This is a genomic window from Qipengyuania sp. SM2507, from assembly GCF_053714505.1.
Genome location: NZ_CM132307.1, coordinates 1,474,916 through 1,492,651 on the forward strand (window position 1 = coordinate 1,474,916; position 17,736 = coordinate 1,492,651).

General features: G+C 61.7%; 15 protein-coding genes, 1 tRNA gene and 1 pseudogene. 8 read left to right on the forward strand and 9 right to left on the reverse strand.

The annotated features are described in order from the left end of the window. The first annotated feature begins 121 nt into the window (after window positions 1–121). The 5 genes from ACWIKC_RS07200 to ACWIKC_RS07220 all read left to right on the forward strand — a co-directional run bounded on the left by ACWIKC_RS07200 (window position 122) and on the right by ACWIKC_RS07220 (window position 6,253). Complete coding sequence (locus ACWIKC_RS07200) at window positions 122–2,623, forward strand: TonB-dependent receptor (protein ID WP_454596837.1); 2,502 nt, start codon at window positions 122–124, stop codon at window positions 2,621–2,623. A gap of 10 nt (window positions 2,624–2,633) precedes the next feature. Further along, complete coding sequence (locus tag ACWIKC_RS07205) at window positions 2,634–3,644, forward strand: alpha/beta hydrolase (RefSeq protein ID WP_454596838.1); 1,011 nt, start codon at window positions 2,634–2,636, stop codon at window positions 3,642–3,644. Next, window positions 3,641–4,957, forward strand: coding sequence for an MFS transporter (locus ACWIKC_RS07210; protein WP_454596839.1), 1,317 nt, complete (start codon window positions 3,641–3,643; stop codon window positions 4,955–4,957). The genes ACWIKC_RS07205 and ACWIKC_RS07210 overlap by 4 nt, the downstream gene beginning before the upstream one ends. A gap of 496 nt (window positions 4,958–5,453) precedes the next feature. Continuing rightward, window positions 5,454–5,915, forward strand: a complete 462-nt coding sequence (locus ACWIKC_RS07215) for a hypothetical protein (RefSeq protein ID WP_454596840.1) — start codon at window positions 5,454–5,456, stop codon at window positions 5,913–5,915. Between the two features lie 5 nt (window positions 5,916–5,920). Then, window positions 5,921–6,253, forward strand: a complete 333-nt coding sequence (locus tag ACWIKC_RS07220) for a hypothetical protein (protein ID WP_454596841.1) — start codon at window positions 5,921–5,923, stop codon at window positions 6,251–6,253. Here the strand turns inward: ACWIKC_RS07220 and ACWIKC_RS07225 are convergent. Beyond that, window positions 6,247–7,977 (reverse strand): hypothetical protein, encoded by a 1,731-nt coding sequence (locus ACWIKC_RS07225; protein ID WP_454596842.1) that lies wholly within the window; start codon window positions 7,975–7,977, stop codon window positions 6,247–6,249. The genes ACWIKC_RS07220 and ACWIKC_RS07225 overlap by 7 nt on opposite strands. A gap of 381 nt (window positions 7,978–8,358) precedes the next feature. Here ACWIKC_RS07225 and ACWIKC_RS07230 point away from each other — a divergent pair. After that, window positions 8,359–9,315: pseudogene (locus ACWIKC_RS07230) on the forward strand (recombinase family protein); the annotation flags it as partial. 69 nt (window positions 9,316–9,384) lie between these two features. Here the strand turns inward: ACWIKC_RS07230 and ACWIKC_RS07235 are convergent. From ACWIKC_RS07235 to grxC, 5 genes are all read right to left on the reverse strand, one after another. After that, complete coding sequence (locus ACWIKC_RS07235) at window positions 9,385–9,591, reverse strand: hypothetical protein (protein ID WP_454596843.1); 207 nt, start codon at window positions 9,589–9,591, stop codon at window positions 9,385–9,387. Window positions 9,592–9,882: 291 nt separating this feature from the next. Further along, window positions 9,883–9,959 (reverse strand) — tRNA-Arg (locus tag ACWIKC_RS07240). Window positions 9,960–10,034: 75 nt separating this feature from the next. After that, a complete protein-coding gene (locus ACWIKC_RS07245; RefSeq protein WP_454596844.1) occupies window positions 10,035–10,502 on the reverse strand; it encodes a DUF1178 family protein in 468 nt (155 codons plus the stop codon). Window positions 10,503–10,511: 9 nt separating this feature from the next. Then, window positions 10,512–11,327: a carbon-nitrogen hydrolase family protein gene (locus ACWIKC_RS07250; protein WP_454596845.1), complete on the reverse strand. Its 816-nt coding sequence runs from the start codon at window positions 11,325–11,327 to the stop codon at window positions 10,512–10,514. 10 nt (window positions 11,328–11,337) lie between these two features. Beyond that, window positions 11,338–11,601 (reverse strand): glutaredoxin 3, encoded by a 264-nt coding sequence (grxC, locus tag ACWIKC_RS07255; protein WP_454596846.1) that lies wholly within the window; start codon window positions 11,599–11,601, stop codon window positions 11,338–11,340. 176 nt (window positions 11,602–11,777) lie between these two features. Between grxC and ACWIKC_RS07260 the strand changes: the two genes are divergently transcribed. Next, window positions 11,778–12,254: an Hsp20 family protein gene (locus tag ACWIKC_RS07260; RefSeq protein ID WP_454596847.1), complete on the forward strand. Its 477-nt coding sequence runs from the start codon at window positions 11,778–11,780 to the stop codon at window positions 12,252–12,254. 355 nt (window positions 12,255–12,609) lie between these two features. On the opposite strand, the gene ACWIKC_RS07265 is transcribed toward ACWIKC_RS07260, so the two are convergent. The 3 genes from ACWIKC_RS07265 to tpiA form a co-directional block, all read right to left on the reverse strand. Further along, on the reverse strand, window positions 12,610–14,244 hold the full coding sequence (locus tag ACWIKC_RS07265) for a CTP synthase (RefSeq protein WP_454596848.1): 1,635 nt from the start codon (window positions 14,242–14,244) through the stop codon (window positions 12,610–12,612). A gap of 104 nt (window positions 14,245–14,348) precedes the next feature. Further along, on the reverse strand, window positions 14,349–14,747 hold the full coding sequence (gene secG, locus ACWIKC_RS07270; RefSeq protein ID WP_454596849.1) for a preprotein translocase subunit SecG: 399 nt from the start codon (window positions 14,745–14,747) through the stop codon (window positions 14,349–14,351). 83 nt (window positions 14,748–14,830) lie between these two features. Then, complete coding sequence (gene tpiA / locus ACWIKC_RS07275; RefSeq protein ID WP_454596850.1) at window positions 14,831–15,592, reverse strand: triose-phosphate isomerase; 762 nt, start codon at window positions 15,590–15,592, stop codon at window positions 14,831–14,833. Between the two features lie 201 nt (window positions 15,593–15,793). On the opposite strand from tpiA, the gene ACWIKC_RS07280 reads away from it, so the two are divergent. Beyond that, a complete protein-coding gene (locus ACWIKC_RS07280; protein ID WP_454596851.1) occupies window positions 15,794–17,731 on the forward strand; it encodes a peptidyl-prolyl cis-trans isomerase in 1,938 nt (645 codons plus the stop codon). The last annotated feature ends 5 nt before the right edge of the window (window positions 17,732–17,736 follow it).

The following is a 17,736-nucleotide window of genomic DNA, read 5'->3' on the forward strand; positions in this document are numbered from 1 at the left end:
GCTCTTCGTCTGCGAAAAAATTTCAACGCCCTTGTTGACAACATTTCCACATTGATGTTGATTGGGGAACTCCGATCACAGGCAGGCAATGCCGGGCGGGCAACGGTTTGGGAGAGAAAGCATGATGAAGATCGCGCAGAAAGCTAACCATAGTCGCAAAGCTGTCCTGCTGCTCTCAGCCAGCATAACTGGCTGGTGCAGCCCAGCCTCTGCCCAAGTGGCGCCATCGGGTCCAGTACAGCCGCCGATCCCGACCACCGTTGAAGCCGAGGATCAGAATGTAATCATTGTTACTGCCCGCGGGCGGGAAGAATCCCTGAACGATGTTCCAGTGGTGGTATCGGTGGTGACGGATGAGGAGATTGCCCGGTCGAACGCGACGGATCTCGTCAAGATCGCCGAACTTACCCCTACGGTCATTGTCGGCGCGTACAAGTCAAACGGGGGCGGTTCCCTCGCCATTCGCGGAATCAGTTCCCCCGCCAATCAGGCCGGCTTTGAGCAGGCGGTGTCTGTCGCCATCGACGGCGTTCAGACTAGCGACGGGCGCATTGCGCAGCTCGGCTTCTTCGACGTTGACCAGGTCGAGATCCTGAAGGGTCCTCAAGCTCTATTCTTCGGGAAGAACAGCCCCGCCGGCGTGATTTCCGTACGCACCAAGGATCCGACCTCCTCGCTCGAAGTCAGCGGACGTGCGGGTTATGAGTTCGTAGGCGATGAGATCGTGACTGATCTGGCAGTATCCGGGCCCATCACCGACTCTATCGGCGGACGCATCGCATTTCGTTACCGCAACCTGGATGGCTGGCTCCGGAATACGGCTCAACCGATTGCCAATCCCTTCTACAATCCCGCTACGGGCGCCCCGGCCGGCGCGGCGCAATTGCCCGGAGCGCTTGACCCGCGTCCGGGCGAAGAAGAATTCTTGGGCCGGATCACGCTGCAGGGGGAATTCGGTGATCGGCTCACCGTCCGGCTCAAGGCATTTGGTGCAACAGGCAACGACGCCGGGCCAGGCGTTGCGACCCAGAACATCGGCCCGTGCACGGGCCCCAATCCGCGCGTCATTGGTATCCCCGATCCGTTCGCTGAGTGCGTTGTCGACAACCGAACAACCAGTGGCGATCTGCCCGTTGCTATTTCCAGTACCCTGGCCGGTGATCGCGAAGACGGGCAAGCATACGGCCGGTTGCGCGCTTTTGTTACGTCGGCGGAATTGGCGTATTCGCTCTCTGAGACTCTGACCATCACATCGACCACCGGCTACAATTGGATCAAATACGAGTTCCTCTCCGGTCTGGACCAGACGACCTATTCGCAACTCGCCTTTTTCAACGAGCAGCGTAACCGCGCCTTCAGCCAGGAATTGCGCCTCATTTCCGACTTCGGCGGACCGTTCGATTTCATGATCGGCGGCTTTTTTCAGGATACGTCGCTGTTCGATACAAACGACGTGAAAGTCCGCGACACCTTCTATCAGGCATCGAGCGGTCGTTTCGCGCTTTATGAAGATTTAAACCAGCAGGAGGGCCAGACGCTCTCGGCCTTCGCTCAAGGCATATACGAAATCACACCCACGCTTGAGCTCGCCGGGGGGGCGCGCTTCACGCATGAAGAAAAGGATTATTCCAAACAGAACCTTTACGGCATCTTCGGATTCAACACGCTTTCCACCAATTATCCCGGATCTGACGAGCTCGGCGTACTGAAGGGCAGCTTCGAGGACGATAATATTTCCCCCGAAGCTTCACTAACTTGGCGGCCAAGCCCGGAACGGACGTTCTTCATCGCTTACAAGACCGGCTTCAAGTCCGGCGGATTCGGCCTCACCAATCCGTTCCAGACGACGACGGTCATCGGCGATGTCGACTACGACTCTGAGAAGGCCTCTGGTTTCGAGATCGGCGCCAAAGGAACGCTCCTTGATCGTCGGCTGTCGTTCTCGGCCGCGGCCTTCGCTTACACGTTCGAGGACTTGCAGGTGAACACCTACGATCCCGCACGGATCGCCTATACCATCAATAATGCCGGCGAGGTTGAGCAGAGAGGCGCCGAGCTAAGCGGCCGTTATGAAGCAAGCAACATCCTCTCACTGCACGCTGCAATTGCTTATACGCACAATCGCTTCAAGAACTTCGTTGGGCAGTGCTACGCTTACACCTTCCCGGTTGGAGCGGCACGCGCAACCGCCGTGCCGCCACCGAACTGCTCGTTCGTAAATTCGACAACACTCACGCTGCAGCAGGATTATGAAGGACGCGCGCCCGCCCGTTCGCCCGAGTGGGCTGGGAATGCCGGCTTTGCATTCGACATTCCCACTGGCGCCTACAAAGTCGGTGTGACCGGCGACGCCTTTTATAGCGGAAGCTACTTTGCCGCCGACACCTTGGCGCCGCCCAGCCGACAGGACGACTTCTTCCGCTTCAACGCAAGTGTCTCCTTCGGTCCCGAAGATGAGCGCTGGAGTGCAGCGCTGGTAGGACGCAATCTGAGCAACGAATATTACCTGCTGTATGCGGCGGATCGAACCGGTGGCGCCAGCGTACCCGGTGCGATCGGCGAGCAGCGCGGGGTAGTCAGTCGTGGGCGTGAGATAATGCTGCAGGTCGGTTTCCAGTTCTAATGGATTCGTGATGGCGGCAACCAGCGTGAAAGAGGAATACGGCTCAGGCAGCTCGCTCATTCTCGTTGACCCGGAGGTTCGGGCGCTGATCGATGCGTTGCCCTCCGGTGATTTGACACCTCAGTCGCTCGCCGAGACACGGGTGCGTGCACAGGTCGATCCGCGGCTATTCGACATGCGCCTGCAGCCTAGCAAGGTCGAGGTGGAGCGGCAGGATGGCTGTACAGTAAGCGCTCTTCTGTTCGACCCGCCACGCAGCGGGCAGAGACGAGGTGCTATCCTCCACCTCCATGGCGGCGGCATGGTTATGGGTTCGCCCGATATGGCGCGGGTTTCCGGACCGCAAATCGCGCTGGATCATGGCGTCGTCTTTCTTTCCCTCGATTACCGGCTCGCCCCGGAACATCCCTTTCCCGCGCAATTGGAAGACGCAGAGGCGGCTCTTGAGTGGCTGCTCGCCAATGCGAGCTCCCTCGACATTGATCCATCCGCCATCTTTCTCATGGGTGAAAGCGCCGGTGGCGGGCTTGCCGCCGGACTCGCCACCAAATTGCGGGATTGTGGAGGTCCAGGGATCGCAGGGCAAATCCTGACTTATCCGATGCTCGACCATCGCACTGGCGGCCCCTGCGATCCTTATGACCACGGGCCCGCTGGGGAATTTGTCTGGACGCGCGCGCAAAACACCTTTGGCTGGACTTCACTCGCCGGTGAAGCAGCCATCGAATGCGACGCTCTTGCTTGGTTTTCGCCCGCTCTCGCGCAGAAAACAGCCGGATTGCCACCGACCTTTATCGCCACAGGAGCGCTCGATCTTTTCGCCGCTGAAAATCTGCGCTTTGCCGAGCATCTGTGCGGGGGAGGGACGGCGTGCGAACTGCATCTTTACAGCGGGGCGATCCACGGCTTCGACATGCTGCACCGGAGCGCACTTGCCGGCAAATATCGGCATGATCGAGATAGGTGGATCAGCGGGATGTTGGCCAATCTGTGCGCGGACGATCAGAAGGCATCGGCATGACCCCTCAGCGTATCTTGGCGGAAAATCCGATGGGACGGCGGCAGTGGACCGCCGTCGCGCTTGCCATCTTCCTCAATGGTCTCGATGGATACGACGCGGCATCGATCAGCTTCGCCGCTCCTGGAATTGCTGAGAGCTGGGGGCTTGATCCGGCGGCGCTGGGATGGGTGCTATCAATGGAGCTGATTGGCATGGCGGTTGGTTCGCTCGCCTTCGGCATGGCGGCTGACCGCTTCGGGCGCAGACCGTGCATTCTCACCTGTCTTATTCTGATGGCATCCGGCATGCTCGGCGCAACCTTTTCGCAAGACGTGTTGCAGCTATCGACCGCTCGCATTCTCACCGGCCTCGGCATTGGCGGGATGCTCGCATCGCTTACTGCCATCGTCAGCGAATATGCCAATGATCGTTGGCGCCCAGTGGTCATCTCCACCATGATTGTCGGTTATCCGCTTGGATCGGTGCTCGGGGGGTTGGTCGCTCGCCACCTGCTCGTGGTGGGCGAATGGCACGACGTCTTTTTATTCGGCGCAATTGTGACCATCATAGCGCTGCCGCTAGCGATCGCTCTTATACCGGAATCGCCGATTTGGGCCGGCCGGCAGTCGGTAGGAGAAGGACTTGGAAAGGCCAACAAAATCCTAAAAAAGTTTGGCCTTCCCTCTGCCGAAGAGGCGGAAGCAGGAGGCACAACCGGTGGTTCGGCTTCCCTCGCCGCGCTTTTCCGCGGACCGCTCGCCCGCGTCACCATTCTTCTGACCCTCGCCTATGTCGGGCATATGACTTGCTATTACTTCATCCTGAAGTGGATGCCCAAGCTGGTTGTCGATTTCGGATATGAAGCGCAGATCGGGGCCGACATGCTGATCGTGGCCATGCTGGCAGGCTCGTTCGCCGGGCCCGTCTTTGGCTTTGTTGCGAGCCGCATTACCCTTCCCCTGGCATCGATCATCGTGTTGCTTGGCGCAGCATTAGCTGTGAACGTCTTTGCTCAGGTAGGAACCGATCGCCTCGCGCTGATCGGGGCAGCAGCCCTGGTTGGCGTATTCTTCAATTCGGGCGGTGTCGCGTTTTACGCGCTCCTCGCCGAAGCTTTTCCTGCGGAACTGCGCGGACGTGGTATCGGCTTCGGAGTGGGCGTGGGAAGAGCGGGCGCAGCTTTCGGACCCGCTGGTGCGGGGGCGCTCTTTGCTGCAGGCTTCGACCTATCGTCGACCGCTTTCATCATGAGTCTCGGTTCATTCGTTTCGGCACTTATCCTAATGTGGCTTTTTTATCAGAAGAAGCGAACGCCGGAGATGCCGCTCGTTTAACGCTTTCGGGATGGTTTGTACTGGCCCGCTGGCTCCGTCAGAGCAAATGCACATGTTGGTTAAGAGTGTGCGGGCAGAGAGCCTATATGCGTCACGCCGACGAAGATCTTGACCCCGCGAATACCTTTCACCGCATGTGGCTGTTTTGCAACCAAACCACAGCTAAGGGCATCCGCCGTCATATTTAAGAGATGGCAGCTACTTGGCTTGCACAGGTACGGCCGTCCGACCGATTATAGGTTGCTTTGTCTGCCGGCTGCTCCGCGCAGCCTGATCGGCAGCTTCGGTCAGAACCGGACGTTCACCGACGCTAAAACCAACGACTAGGTCTGGGTCGGGAAAGGACCCGGACATTGCCACAGTCGAATGGCAGCTTCGCTCAATCCATCGACCAAGACCGGACAGTCTGAAAGCGGCCCAGAAGCCGTCTTATTGGGTTGTTGGTTTCGCCCAAGCTTTATCGCTTAAATCGCATCGAAAGGAGATTTCGATGTCGATGAACGAGCGCCTCTATGCCTGTGCGAGCCTTGCCGGACCGCTGGTAGACGGCAACCTCGGACACGCCGATGCCAATGCATTTCATGGCCTTCTGACGTTCGAGGCCGCAGAATTCGCCGAGCGCATTTCGCTCGTTCCCGGATGGTCCAAGATGTCCGTGCTCGATCTGATCATCGGCCTAGTGAAGGAAGATCACAGCGATCTTGCGGCTCGCTTCGCCGTCGCGCGATGGGCTAAGCGCAAGGCGGCCTATGATGACGAATGCGCTTCGTGGAAAGCCGCAGCCGACGAAAAAAGTGACGACTGGCGAGCTCAGCCGATGTCTTCGGCACAGCGCTTCCTGATCGCCGACACGGCCAGACTGCTCGAGATCGAGATACCCGAAGCCATGAACAGGGGTGAAGCGGCCGATTGGCTCGATCGCAATGGCGCCCACCTCCTCTACAACCAGAAGGGATAAGTCCGATGAAAAATTACGAAATGTATCGCCCCACTGGCGGAAAAGTGTCGGTAGGAACGACGCTTATGGCGTCCCAGATCAGCCGTGAGTTTAAGGCGACGTCATTGCAGTGTATCGAAAATCTCGGGAAACCCGAACTGATTAGCGACGAATTCTTCGCGTCGTGCGATGCGCTGTTCGCGCGCTGGAACCACAACCACAAGATCATCGAACTGATGAACGCCGACCCCGAATTTCAGGAAGAGAATAGGAGGTCGTCCTACGCTCTGCGCCTCCTCCAGATCGCCGATATGGCGGGCAAGTGCGAGGAAGAAGGTCCGCCGCTCGCCGATCAGTGACGGACGCCGCGCGAGAAGCGTAGAAATGGCGGATCGAGCAGCGCCATCAATTCGCCGATCGTCTTGGGACCGGGTCCGATCATCCCGGCCCTCGCATGCTTTCCCTGTTTCCCCGTAAGGGTGATACCGACCAGTGAACGGGTTCGCTCTTGAATCCGAATCCAGATCGGATCGGTGGAAAGTAAGCTCATGCTGTGGGCGAGATGGCAGAAAATGCGCGTCGAGCGCTCGAGTTTGCCGAGACGGTGAACTTCATGCGTCAGCGAATAGAGATACCGCCGCCCTTCGAGGAACATGCGAGCATTAGGGTCGCGGCTCCAATTCGACGTGACCAGCAGGTTCCACAAGGGTTTGTCTTGTTCAAGATCCCACCAAGTCGAGGCAGCGAAACCAGCACCGTGCCCGAAGTCCCGGCGCTTGCCAAAAGCGAGACGAATGACATGATCCGCGTAAAGGACATGGTGGACACGGCGGTTGGCTTCGCCAGGCTCACAGTAATTCGTCGCCTCGAGCAGGACGTTGGCGAAGTTGGCCAGCCTGTCCGGCATGATCTTTCGCCCAGCAAGCTCGGCGACAGCCTTTGCGACATGAACGGCGATGTCCCTCCCTTCCAGTCCATAGAAGCATGCGAGCTCATCCCTGCGCAGTCCACCCCTTAAGTCGATGCGATTAACAACGGTTGCACTTGATGACGGCCAGAGGATGGGCGGTCGCCCTCCGATCGGTAATCCGAGCCTAGCCTGATCGATGAAATCCTCAACGACGGTCCCCGAATACTCGGTGTCCGGACCGCTTAATCTGGAGAAAGCTGCGAGCGTGCGAAGGTCGCTGTTCTGTTTTTCGAAACGGAAAGCGCTTGGACGTCTTCCCTGCCCATCCGTGTGATAGTCGAGATCAGTGAAAGCGATTTTCCGCAACGCATAAACCGTGTGGTTGGCCCGGCGCAGCAACGCGCACTTTTGATCTGACGAGCGCGCGGCCTTCAGATCCGAAGCGGTGGTCTTCATGACCGACAGTCTGAAGAGATCGCGGGCGGCCAGAACCTTGAGAATGGCGCAGCCGCGGCGGAGGACGCGAAGAATACGAAAAACCGAAGCGATCGAACAGGCGAGATCCGGAAAGTAGTCGGATCGCCAATGGGCTGTCAGGCTCTTTGTGCCCTTCGCATAGTCGAGCGAGGGCAATTTCTCGATCGCAAGATCAAGCTCTTCGCTAAGAAGCAGCAGGAACAGGGCGGGGTGCGTGCCGCGAATATCTGTAAGGAATGTAGCAATTGAGTCGATGTCCACACCAGCGACCAGCCTGAACAGCCGCTCGCCGTAAAACGCGTCCGCCATCGTCGAATGAAGATAGGCAGCAATCTCTCGCTTGGTTTTCGGCAAATGCGGGAGCCGACGATCCTGCCCATACTGCCTCTCGACCTTCGTCAGCTTTCCCTCGTAGAAATGATAGAGGGGCGAGAAATACAGGAGCGGAAGCTTCACGCCGATTGGTGCCGCCTCTTTTCCTGGCTCCAAAGGCGCTCCGATGGTCCGGGCGATATATCGCCCTCGCGCGACGTGGTGGGGTTCAAGGTCGATCGACGAGAGCGCGATCTTGCCGTCCTGCCAATCCATCAGCTGCTGGGCGTAATCTTGAATGTCCGCACGAGCACGGTCGCGATCGCGTATGCGCAGCCGCCGATCTATGTTGATCGCATCCTTAGCAAGGTCGTCATACATCATCGGATCGTCCAGGTCGTTGGGTTCTCGACCTATTTTATGATGAATGACAATTTACGCCAACTTGTGCGTAGTCACTCAGTCGATATTGGGTTGCTGGTTTCGATCTCAGGCTTCGTCGCATACCGGCACCATGAGCCGGAGCGATCCATCTTTCGATGACTGTCAGGCCGCACATGATTCATCGCGGGACGGTTTTGTCGTGCACGATGAACTACTCGCTGACCTGCCTATATTGGATGAGGAACTGCTGTGGCTCAGCGATCTGTTCGCCTCGATCCTTTCGCGCTGCCCCAAGGACACTGACGTACAATGACCGACCTTCTGCCTGCCGCCGGATACATCCGGGTTTCCACCCGCAAGCAGGCAGAAGCCGGAACATCGATGGACGAGCAACAGAACGGCATCGCGCGCAGCGCTGAGCGGCATGGCTACACCATCGTCCAATGGTATATCGATGGCGGCATCAGCGGTCGCTCCGCCAACCGTCCGGAGTTTCAGCGCCTCATTGCCGATAGCTGCTCGAGAACGCGGCCTTACAACGCAGTGTTCATCTACAACTTCTCGCGCTTTTTCCGGGATGATTATGAGACCGAAGGCTACCGCCGCAAGCTGGAGAAGAACGGCGTGGATCTGCTCAGTGCCACGCAGCATATCACCCCCGGCCCCCATGCGCGACTGCAACGGGCGATCATCACGGCAATGGATGCCGCAGCCAGCGATATCAATGCCGAGCAAGTGACGGCGGTCATGCGCCGTAATGCCGAAGACGGCTTCTGGAACGGATCGCAGCCTCCGCTCGGTTACGAAACATACACGGCGGAGATCAGAGGTAAAAAGCACAAGAAGAAGATCAGGGTCGTCCCGTCCGAGGCCGCTACGGTCGAGTATGTCTACGGCGCTTACGTCGGTGCCGGTGGCAAGGCATCGATGGGCATCGGCAAGCTTTCCCAGCACCTCAATGAAAAGGGATTGAGTTACCGTGGTCGCAAGTTCACGCCCGCGCTGGTCCATACGATATTGACGCGCGAGACCTATGTCGGTCGCCACTATTACAACACGAAGGACAGCCGCACTAATACGAAGCGTCCGCGCGAGGAATGGATCGAGGTCGAAGTTCCCGCGATCATCGCGGAGAAAATGTTCGAGAAGGTCCAGGCAATCCTTAAGTCACGCGACCCCAAGATGACGCCTGCGCGCTCGCATTCTAGTCCTGTTCTGCTGTCCGGGCTTGGTCGCTGCGGAAATCCGGGATGCGGCGGCACGATGATGCTCATGACCGGCAAGGGCGGGCAATATCGCTATTATGCTTGCTCCAATGTGCGCAGGAAGAAGGACCGATCCTGCGGCGGCAACAATGTGCCGATGGAGCAGGTCGATGCCGCGGTTCTGAGTGTGCTCGAGAAGCGATTACTCGATCCTTCCCGCCTCGAGAACCTGCTCGCGCAACTTCTCGAACGATCGGCCGGAGCCGACGCCAAGCGAAAGCGCGACATCGTCACGCTGCGCAACGAACGCACTGCCGCCGAAACCGCCATCCAGCGGCTCTTCGAAACGATCGAGGCTGGACTGGTCGATCCGACCGACAAGGATCTCAAGAAGCGTCTCGTGGGCCACCAGTCGAGGCGCGCCGCCCTCGATGAGGAGATCAATCTGCTCGAACGCCAGTGTGGCGACAAGCGGGGACGCATCGACAGCGAAACCATTGCCGCTTTCGCTACTGGGTTTCGGAAGAAGCTCACTGATCCCAGCGATCCCGCGCTCCGAAAAAGCTACGTGCAGGCCTTCGTCAGCGAGGTCGTGATGACCAAGGAACGTCTCACCGTTCGCGGTCCGCTGGCTAGCTTGGTTCAGGCGGTTAGCACGCCCAACGCAATCGATGCGCCGGTGCGTACTTCCATGGTAAATTGGCGCGCCCGACAGGATTCGAACCTGTGGCCCCCAGATTAGGAATCTGATGCTCTATCCTGCTGAGCTACGGGCGCGCCAGCTTCGCCAATAAGCGAGCCTCGGGCGGCTGACAACGGGCGATCAGCGTGTCGCGGTTGATCCGTGGCGGATCAGTTGAGCTTGTCGGGTTCCGCGATCGGAAAGGGCAGCGGGGCCACCGCGATGCCCTCCTCGATCAGCTCCTTGGCTTCGCGCACCGTGGCCTTGCCGTGGATCGCTTCGACCTCTTTCTCGCCATAGTGCATCGCGCGCGATTCCTCGGCGAAACCGTCGCCGACATAGGTGCTCTTGCGCAGCGCCTTGGCCTGCGCCTCGGCGAGAGCGCGCATCGCCTGATGCACTTCGGGCGGGATCTCGCGATTGGTGACCGGCTTGCCGGGCTTTTTGACGATAGCGCCTGTTCGTTGGTTGCCCTTGGCGGAAACGGCGGGAGCCATCGGCGCCTTGCCGACGTCCTGCGAACCGCATTCGGGGCATTCGACCAGTCCGTTTTCACGCTGGTCGGCGTAGTCCGCCGAGGAGCCGAACCAGCCTTCGAAACGGTGCCCTTCGGCACAATGGAGGTCGAAGACGATCATGCGAGCTGGCTAGTTGGCGATTTCGCGGCGATTGGCAAGGCTGGGAACCTGCCGACGCACTTCGGCAATGCGGCCAAGGTCGATATCGGCGAAACCCAGTCCGGGCTTTTCGCCGCCCATGTCGAGCAGCACCTCCCCCCAGGGGTCGACCACCAGGCTGTGACCATAAGTCCGCCGGCCATCCTCGTGTTGGCCGACCTGCGCCGCGGCGACGACATAGGCGCTCGCCTCGATCGCGCGGGCGCGCTGGAGGACATGCCAATGCGCTTCGCCGGTAGGAACGGTAAAGGCGGCGGGGATGGCGATGACATCGCAGCGTGCGCGGCCGAGCGCCTCGAACAGCGCCGGGAAGCGCAGATCGTAGCACACCGTCAGTCCAAGCCGGCCGGCGGGGCTTTCGACCGTCACGACCTCGGAGCCCGCGCGATAGGTGCGCGATTCGCGCCAGCTTTCACCGCTGTCGAGATCGACATCGAACATGTGCATCTTGTCGTAGCGCGCGACGATATCGCCCTGCGCGTCGATCACCAGCGAGCGGTTGGCCCAGCTGCCGTCGCCATTGTCGAGCGCCAGCGAGCCAAGCGCGACCCACAGCCCCTCGCGCGCCGCTGCCTCGCGCACGCGTTTTAGGACCGGATCGTCGGCCTCCGACGAGATCGATTGCGCGGCACGGGTTCGGTTGCGGTCGAGCATCCCGCTCATCTCTGGGGTAAACAGCATTGTCGCGCCACCGGCCTTCGCCTCGACGACGGCGCGCTCGATGGCTGCGGCGTTGGCATCGGGATCGATCCCTGCGGTCATCTGCAGGACGGCGATGCGGGTCATGTGTGCGAGTTCAACCTGCCAGCAGCTTGTCGAGCTTGCCCTGGCGCTCGAGCGAAGCGAGCTCATCCGAGCCGCCGACATGGGTGTCGCCGACGAAGATCTGCGGCACGGTGCGCGCTCCGGGCGCCCGCGCCTGCATTTCGTCGCGCTTGGGGCCGCCCATGGTGATGTCGTGCTCGGTGTATTCGACGCCCTTTTCGTCCAGCAGATGCTTGGCGCGGACGCAGAAACCGCAGGCGAATTTGGTGTAGATGGTGACTTCGGGCTGGGACATATCGAACCTTTAAAAATTGAAATCGCGGGTGCCATACCCGTCTTGACATGGGTCTGCACGAAACTATCTCAAATGTGTTCACAACGGCCCGAACGGGCGTGGTGAACGATCGAGGGGGCGCTGCCGAGCGCAGGCTTCTTCAGTGTATCAAATTGCTCACAGGAGGATTTGTTTCTATGAACCGTATCGATTTGACCCCCTATCGTCGCTCGACCGTCGGCTTCGACCGGCTTTTCGACCTGCTCGAAAGCCAGGCGCGTAACAGTTCGAGCGAGAACTACCCCCCCTTCAACATCGAACGCCGCGACGAGGACTCCTACCGCATCACCCTGGCGGTGGCGGGCTTTCGCAGCGCGGATCTCGATATCGTCGCGCAACAGAACCTGCTCACCGTGCAGGGCCGCAAGCGCGACGAACAACCCGATGGCGAGATGCTGCATGTCGGCATCGCCAACCGCGGGTTCGAGCGTCGGTTCGAACTGGCCGATTTCGTCCGGGTCGCGAACGCAGACCTCGCCGACGGAATGCTGACCATCGATCTGGTGCGCGAAGTGCCCGAGGCGATGAAGCCCAAGAAGATCGCCATTGGCGGCAAGGCCACGCTGGAAGTGGTGCAGGACGACGAAACGGACGACAGCGCCGCAGCGGCGTGATCCCCTGCGCTTGCAAACCAAACTGACCTGAAACGAATAGGGGGCGGAGCTTGCGCTCCGCCCCCGCGACGCTGACGCCGCCAAGCCCCGATGTCGATCGTCCGGGTCGCAGAAGACAACCAACGTCGAAGCAAGCCCCCGCTCGCGCAACAATCTGTCGCGCGGCGCGCAATTCGTTCGCGATGCCGAAAGGCAATGCGGATGCAGGTATTGCAACAACTATGTCAAAAGATAAAGGGGCGATGAACGGCTCGGCGTTGTCGCGCAGCCGGGAGCAGACAGCAGTCGCCCCGCATTGCGTCCCTTTTCAGAATGTTAGAACCGAATTGGGCGGATGGTCCGCCAGCAAAAAAATTCAGACCAGCCGCGCCTGTTCGAGCGCCGCGCCCACGAATCCCGCGAACAGCGGATGCGGATCGAAGGGTTTGGACTTCAGTTCGGGGTGGAATTGCACCCCGACGAACCACGGATGGTCGGGCCGTTCGACGATCTCGGGCAGCAGTCCGTCGGGCGACATTCCGGAGAACACCAGCCCCTGCTTCTCGAGCGGTTCGATATAGGCGCTGTTGACCTCGTAGCGGTGGCGATGCCTTTCCGAGATCGTGGTCGCGCCGTGATAGAGCCGCGAGACATGGCTGTTGCCAGTCAGCACCGCGTCATAGGCGCCCAGCCGCATGGTCCCGCCCAGATCGCCGTCCTCGGCGCGTTGCTGCAGACCCGCCTCGCTCATCCATTCGGTGATGATGCCCACCACGGGTTCGCTGGTGGTACCGAATTCGGTCGAGGAGGCGGCGTCGAAGCCCGCCTCGCGCGCGCCCTCGATGCAAGCCATCTGCATGCCCAGGCAGATGCCGAAGAACGGCACCTTGCGCTGGCGGGCGAAGCGCACCGCAGCGATCTTGCCCTCCGAGCCGCGCTCCCCGAAGCCGCCGGGGACGAGGATGGCGTGCAAGGGTTCGAGCTGCGCGGCGATATCGCCGTCGTCCTGCTCGAACACCTCGGCGTCGATCCAGCGGATGTTGACCTTGACGCGGTGCGCCATCCCGCCGTGGACCAGCGCCTCGTTGAGCGATTTGTAGGCATCGGGCAGGCCGACATATTTGCCCACCACGCCGATCGTGACCTCGCCCTCGGGGTTGGAATAGCGATCGACCACATCGTACCAGCGCGACAGGTCGGGCTCGGGCGCATCGGTGATGCCGAAGCCGCGCAGGACCTCGCGATCGAGCCCCTCGCCGTGATATTGCAGCGGCACCGAATAGATCGAGGGCGCATCGAGCGCGGGGATCACCGCTTCGGCGCGGACGTTGCAGAATTGCGCGATCTTGCGCCGGTCGCTCTCGGGAATGGGGCGCTCGGCGCGGCACAGCAGCATGTCGGGCTTGATGCCCAGGCTCGCCAGCTCGCGGACCGAATGCTGCGTCGGCTTGGTCTTCAGCTCGCCCGCCGCGGCGATATAGGGCACCAGCGTGACATGGATCGACAGCGTTTGCAGCGGCTCGAGCTCGTTCCGCATCTGGCGGATCGCCTCCATGAACGGCAGGCTCTCGATATCGCCGACCGTCCCGCCGATTTCACAGAGGATGAAATCATGGTCGCCCTGGTCGGCCAGCGCGAACTCCTTGATCGCGTCGGTGACGTGCGGGATCACCTGGACGGTGGCGCCGAGATAGTCGCCCCGGCGCTCCCTGGCGATGATCTGCTGATAGATCCGCCCCGAGGTCACATTGTCCGACTGCCGCGCGGAAACGCCGGTGAAGCGCTCGTAATGGCCCAGATCGAGATCGGTCTCGGCCCCGTCGTCGGTCACATAGACCTCTCCGTGCTGATAGGGGCTCATCGTCCCCGGATCGACGTTCAGATAGGGATCGAATTTGCGAATGCGGACCTTGTAGCCGCGCGCCTGCAGCAAAGCTGCAAGCGATGCGGCCATAAGACCTTTGCCGAGCGAGGAGACCACGCCGCCGGTGATGAAAATGTACCGCGCCATGGGAGGTGGCTGTTAGTCGTGCATCGGGAGTCGGCGCAAGCGCATTCGGCAGGTCGTGCGCACCACAGCGCGTTCAATCCACAGAAGTTTGCGCGCCGACAGCCTTACTGCGCGAGCGGATCGCTTGCCGGCGCGGGCGCAGGCTCGACCGGCTGAGCGGGCGCAGCCGGACCGGTTGCCGGAGCGCGAGCGCCTCCGAGCGGGTCGTTGCCAAGCGGATCGCTCCGTTCCACCGGCGCCACATCGCGGTCGAGTGTCGTTTCCAGCGTGTCCGAACCGCCCGAGCTGGCGGCGACGGCGGCCAGCGCGATCGAGAGCGCCACGAACAGCACGGCGAGCCAGCGGGTCGAGCGGGTCAGGAAATCCGCCGCGCCGCGCGCGCTGAGCATTCCGGTCGGGCTGCCGCCGATACCGAGGCCGCCGCCCTCCGAACGCTGCATCAGGATGACGCCGACGAGGGCTGCGGCGACGATCGCCTGGATGATGGTAAGGAAAAGAAACATGGAAATTCCGTATCAGGATGTGCCGTGCGCATCTAGGCGCAGCCGCGCCCCGCGACAAGACCGCGACAAGGGACCGGCGGTTTTTACGCCTCTTCGGCTTCCGAGGCTGCCACCGCGATACCGAGGAAGCTTTCGGCCGAGAGGCTTGCACCGCCCACCAGCGCCCCGTCGACATTGGGAAGCGCGAGGATCTCGCGGGCGTTCTCGGGCTTGACCGAACCGCCATAGAGGATGCGCACCGCCGGGCCCGCCTCTTCGCCATAGGTCTCGACCAGCAGCGCGCGAATCGCGCCATGCATCGCCTCGATATCGTCGAGGCTTGCAGTCTTGCCGGTGCCGATCGCCCAGATCGGTTCGTAGGCGATTGTGACCTTCTCGGCGGCATTGTCGGTTTCGGGAAGGCTCGCCCGAAGCTGGCCAAGGACGAAGGCTTCGGCCTCGCCCGCGTCGCGGGTCGCTTCGCTTTCGCCGCAGCACAGGATGATTCGCAGGCCCGCATCGAGCGCCGAGCCGACCTTGGCCGCGACCATCGCGTCGGTCTCGCCATGCGCGCTGCGCCGTTCGCTGTGGCCGAGGATGACGAATTTCGCGCCCGAATCGGCGACCATCGTCGCGGAGATATCGCCGGTGTGCGCGCCGTCGGGATCGCAGCTGCAATCCTGCGCGCCGACGCCGATCTGCTCGGCTTCGCGATGGACGGCGTGGATCAACGTGAAAGGCGGCGCGATCGCCACCTCCACTTTCATGTTGCGCTGCGCGGCCCGATCGATCGCCCGTGCCTCGGGAAGCATGGCGCGGGTGCCGTTCATCTTCCAGTTTCCAACGATATAGGGCCGTTCGGCCATGCGTTCATCCTGCTGTGGTGTGAGTGGTCCGCCGATATGGGCGTGGCGGGCCGGCTCCGCTAGCCGACCCGGCGTTCCGCGTCAAAACCTTCGCCACCTGTTGCGGCAAGGTCGCAGCGCGGATAAAGCGAGCGGCAACGGCCCCGCCCGGGACCGGCGGTTTCGCCTGCACCTTTGCATTTTTCGGATAGCCTCCCTGTCATGCTTCTTTTTTTCCGCAGTTTCTTCAAGTCGAAATTCGGCCTCGCGATCACCTTCGCCTTCCTTGGCCTGATCGCTTTCGCCTTTGCCAGCAGCGATGTCGCCAATACGGGGATGTTCGGCGGGGTCGCCGGCGGCGATCGCGTGGCCGTGGTGGGCGACGCGCGGATCGACAGCGCCGAGCTGGCGCAATCGGCGACTTCCGCACTGGATCGCCTGCGACAGGAAGATTCCACCCTGTCGATGTCGGCCTTCATCGCGCAGGGCGGGTTGGAGGAAGTGGTCGATCAGCTGATCGCGCGCTATTCGATCTCGACCTATGCCGAAAAATTCGGGCTGCGCGCCGGCGACAATCTGATCAACAGCGAGATCCGGCAGATCGGCGCCTTCCGCGGCGCCGACGGCAATTTCAGCGCCGATGCCTACAATCAGGCGCTCGCCGCGCAGGGTCTGACCGATGCCATCGTTCGCGAGGATATCGGTTCGGGCCTGCTCGGACAGCAGATCCTGATCCCCGCCACCTTCGGCGCGACCATCCCGCGCTCGGTGGCGACCCGCTATGCCCGATTGTTCAAGGAACGCCGAGAGGGCGCGATCGGCTTCCTGCCCTCGGGCGCCTTCTTCCCCGAAGGCGATCCCAGCGCGGCGCAATTGCAGGCCTATTATCAGGAAAATCGTGGCGATTTCATCCGCCCCGAACGGCGCGTGATCCGTTATGCGCTGTTCGGCGAAGACGCCATCGCGGATGCGATCGCCCCGACCGATGCCGAGATCGCGGCGCGCTACCAGGAAAACCGCGCCCAATATGCGGCCAGCGAGACCCGCAGCTTCACCCAGCTCATCGTACCGACGCAAGCGGCCGCGCAATCCATTCGCCAGCGCGTCGCCGGCGGTGCGTCGTTCGAGGCGGTGGCGCAGGAAGCCGGCTTCCGTGCCTCCACCCTCGAGGAACAGTCGCGCGCCGATGTCGCCGACGATGCCTCGCCCGCGGTTGCGCAGGCCTATTTCGGCGCGGCCGATGGTGCGATCACCGAGCCCACGCGCAGTGCGCTGGGCTGGCATGTCGCGCGGGTCGATGCGGTCGAGACGACGCAGGGGCGCAGCCTCGCGCAGGTCCGCGAAGAGCTGGCCACCACGATCCGCGAGGAGAAGCGCGTCCGCGCGCTGGTCGATCTTGCGGCTGAGATCGAAGAGCGGATCGACGATGGCGAGACGCTGACCGCGATCGCGCAGGATCTCGATCTCGAAGTCCGGAACACCCGTCCCGTCACCGCCGATGGCGGTATCTACGGGACGCAGGGCGAGACCATCGCCGAGGAGATCGCACCGGTGCTCGCGACCGCCTTCCAGATGGAAGAAAGCCAGCCGCAGGTCGGCGAGGTGGCGCGCGGCGAAACCTTTGCCGTCTTCGAAGCCGCCGCGATCACCGCTTCGGCCGCCGCGCCGCTGGCGGAGATCCGCGAGGATGTGGTGACCAGCTGGAAGCTCTCCCGGGGTTCGCAGGCTGCCCGCGCTGCCGCTGACCGGGTGCTGGCGCGGCTGCGCGGCGGCACCACGATGGCCAGTGCGCTGGCAGCCGAAGACGTGGCCCTGCCCGCTGCCGAGCAGATCGGCCTGACCCGCGAAGACCTCGCCCGACGCGGCGACCAGCGGATCCCGCCGCCGCTCGCGCTGCTGTTCAGCATGGCGCAGGGGACCAGCAAGCGGCTCGAAGCGGCCAATGATCTCGGCTGGTTCGTGGTCGATCTCGACGATATCGAACTCGGCGAGATGGCCAATGACGATCCGCTGATCGCACAGGCGCAGACCCAGCTTGGCCAGACCGTGGGTCAGGAATACGGCGACCAGCTGGTTGTCGCGATGCGCGAAGCGATGGGGGTCGAGCGCAACCAGACCGCCATCGACGCGGTCGGCCGCCAATTGACCGGCGAGCGCTAGGAGGC

Excerpts from the sequence above, each read along its gene's own strand:
- ACWIKC_RS07200 (WP_454596837.1), top strand. The coding sequence starts at position 122 with ATGATGAAGATCGCGCAGAAAGCTAACCATAGTCGCAAAGCTGTCCTG.
- ACWIKC_RS07205 (WP_454596838.1), top strand. The coding sequence starts at position 2,634 with ATGGCGGCAACCAGCGTGAAAGAGGAATACGGCTCAGGCAGCTCGCTC.
- ACWIKC_RS07210 (WP_454596839.1), top strand. The coding sequence starts at position 3,641 with ATGACCCCTCAGCGTATCTTGGCGGAAAATCCGATGGGACGGCGGCAG.
- ACWIKC_RS07215 (WP_454596840.1), top strand. The coding sequence starts at position 5,454 with ATGAACGAGCGCCTCTATGCCTGTGCGAGCCTTGCCGGACCGCTGGTA.
- ACWIKC_RS07220 (WP_454596841.1), top strand. The coding sequence starts at position 5,921 with ATGAAAAATTACGAAATGTATCGCCCCACTGGCGGAAAAGTGTCGGTA.
- ACWIKC_RS07225 (WP_454596842.1), bottom strand. The coding sequence starts at position 7,977 with ATGATGTATGACGACCTTGCTAAGGATGCGATCAACATAGATCGGCGG.
- ACWIKC_RS07245 (WP_454596844.1), bottom strand. The coding sequence starts at position 10,502 with ATGATCGTCTTCGACCTCCATTGTGCCGAAGGGCACCGTTTCGAAGGC.
- ACWIKC_RS07250 (WP_454596845.1), bottom strand. The coding sequence starts at position 11,327 with ATGACCCGCATCGCCGTCCTGCAGATGACCGCAGGGATCGATCCCGAT.
- grxC (WP_454596846.1), bottom strand. The coding sequence starts at position 11,601 with ATGTCCCAGCCCGAAGTCACCATCTACACCAAATTCGCCTGCGGTTTC.
- ACWIKC_RS07260 (WP_454596847.1), top strand. The coding sequence starts at position 11,778 with ATGAACCGTATCGATTTGACCCCCTATCGTCGCTCGACCGTCGGCTTC.
- ACWIKC_RS07265 (WP_454596848.1), bottom strand. The coding sequence starts at position 14,244 with ATGGCGCGGTACATTTTCATCACCGGCGGCGTGGTCTCCTCGCTCGGC.
- secG (WP_454596849.1), bottom strand. The coding sequence starts at position 14,747 with ATGTTTCTTTTCCTTACCATCATCCAGGCGATCGTCGCCGCAGCCCTC.
- tpiA (WP_454596850.1), bottom strand. The coding sequence starts at position 15,592 with ATGGCCGAACGGCCCTATATCGTTGGAAACTGGAAGATGAACGGCACC.
- ACWIKC_RS07280 (WP_454596851.1), top strand. The coding sequence starts at position 15,794 with ATGCTTCTTTTTTTCCGCAGTTTCTTCAAGTCGAAATTCGGCCTCGCG.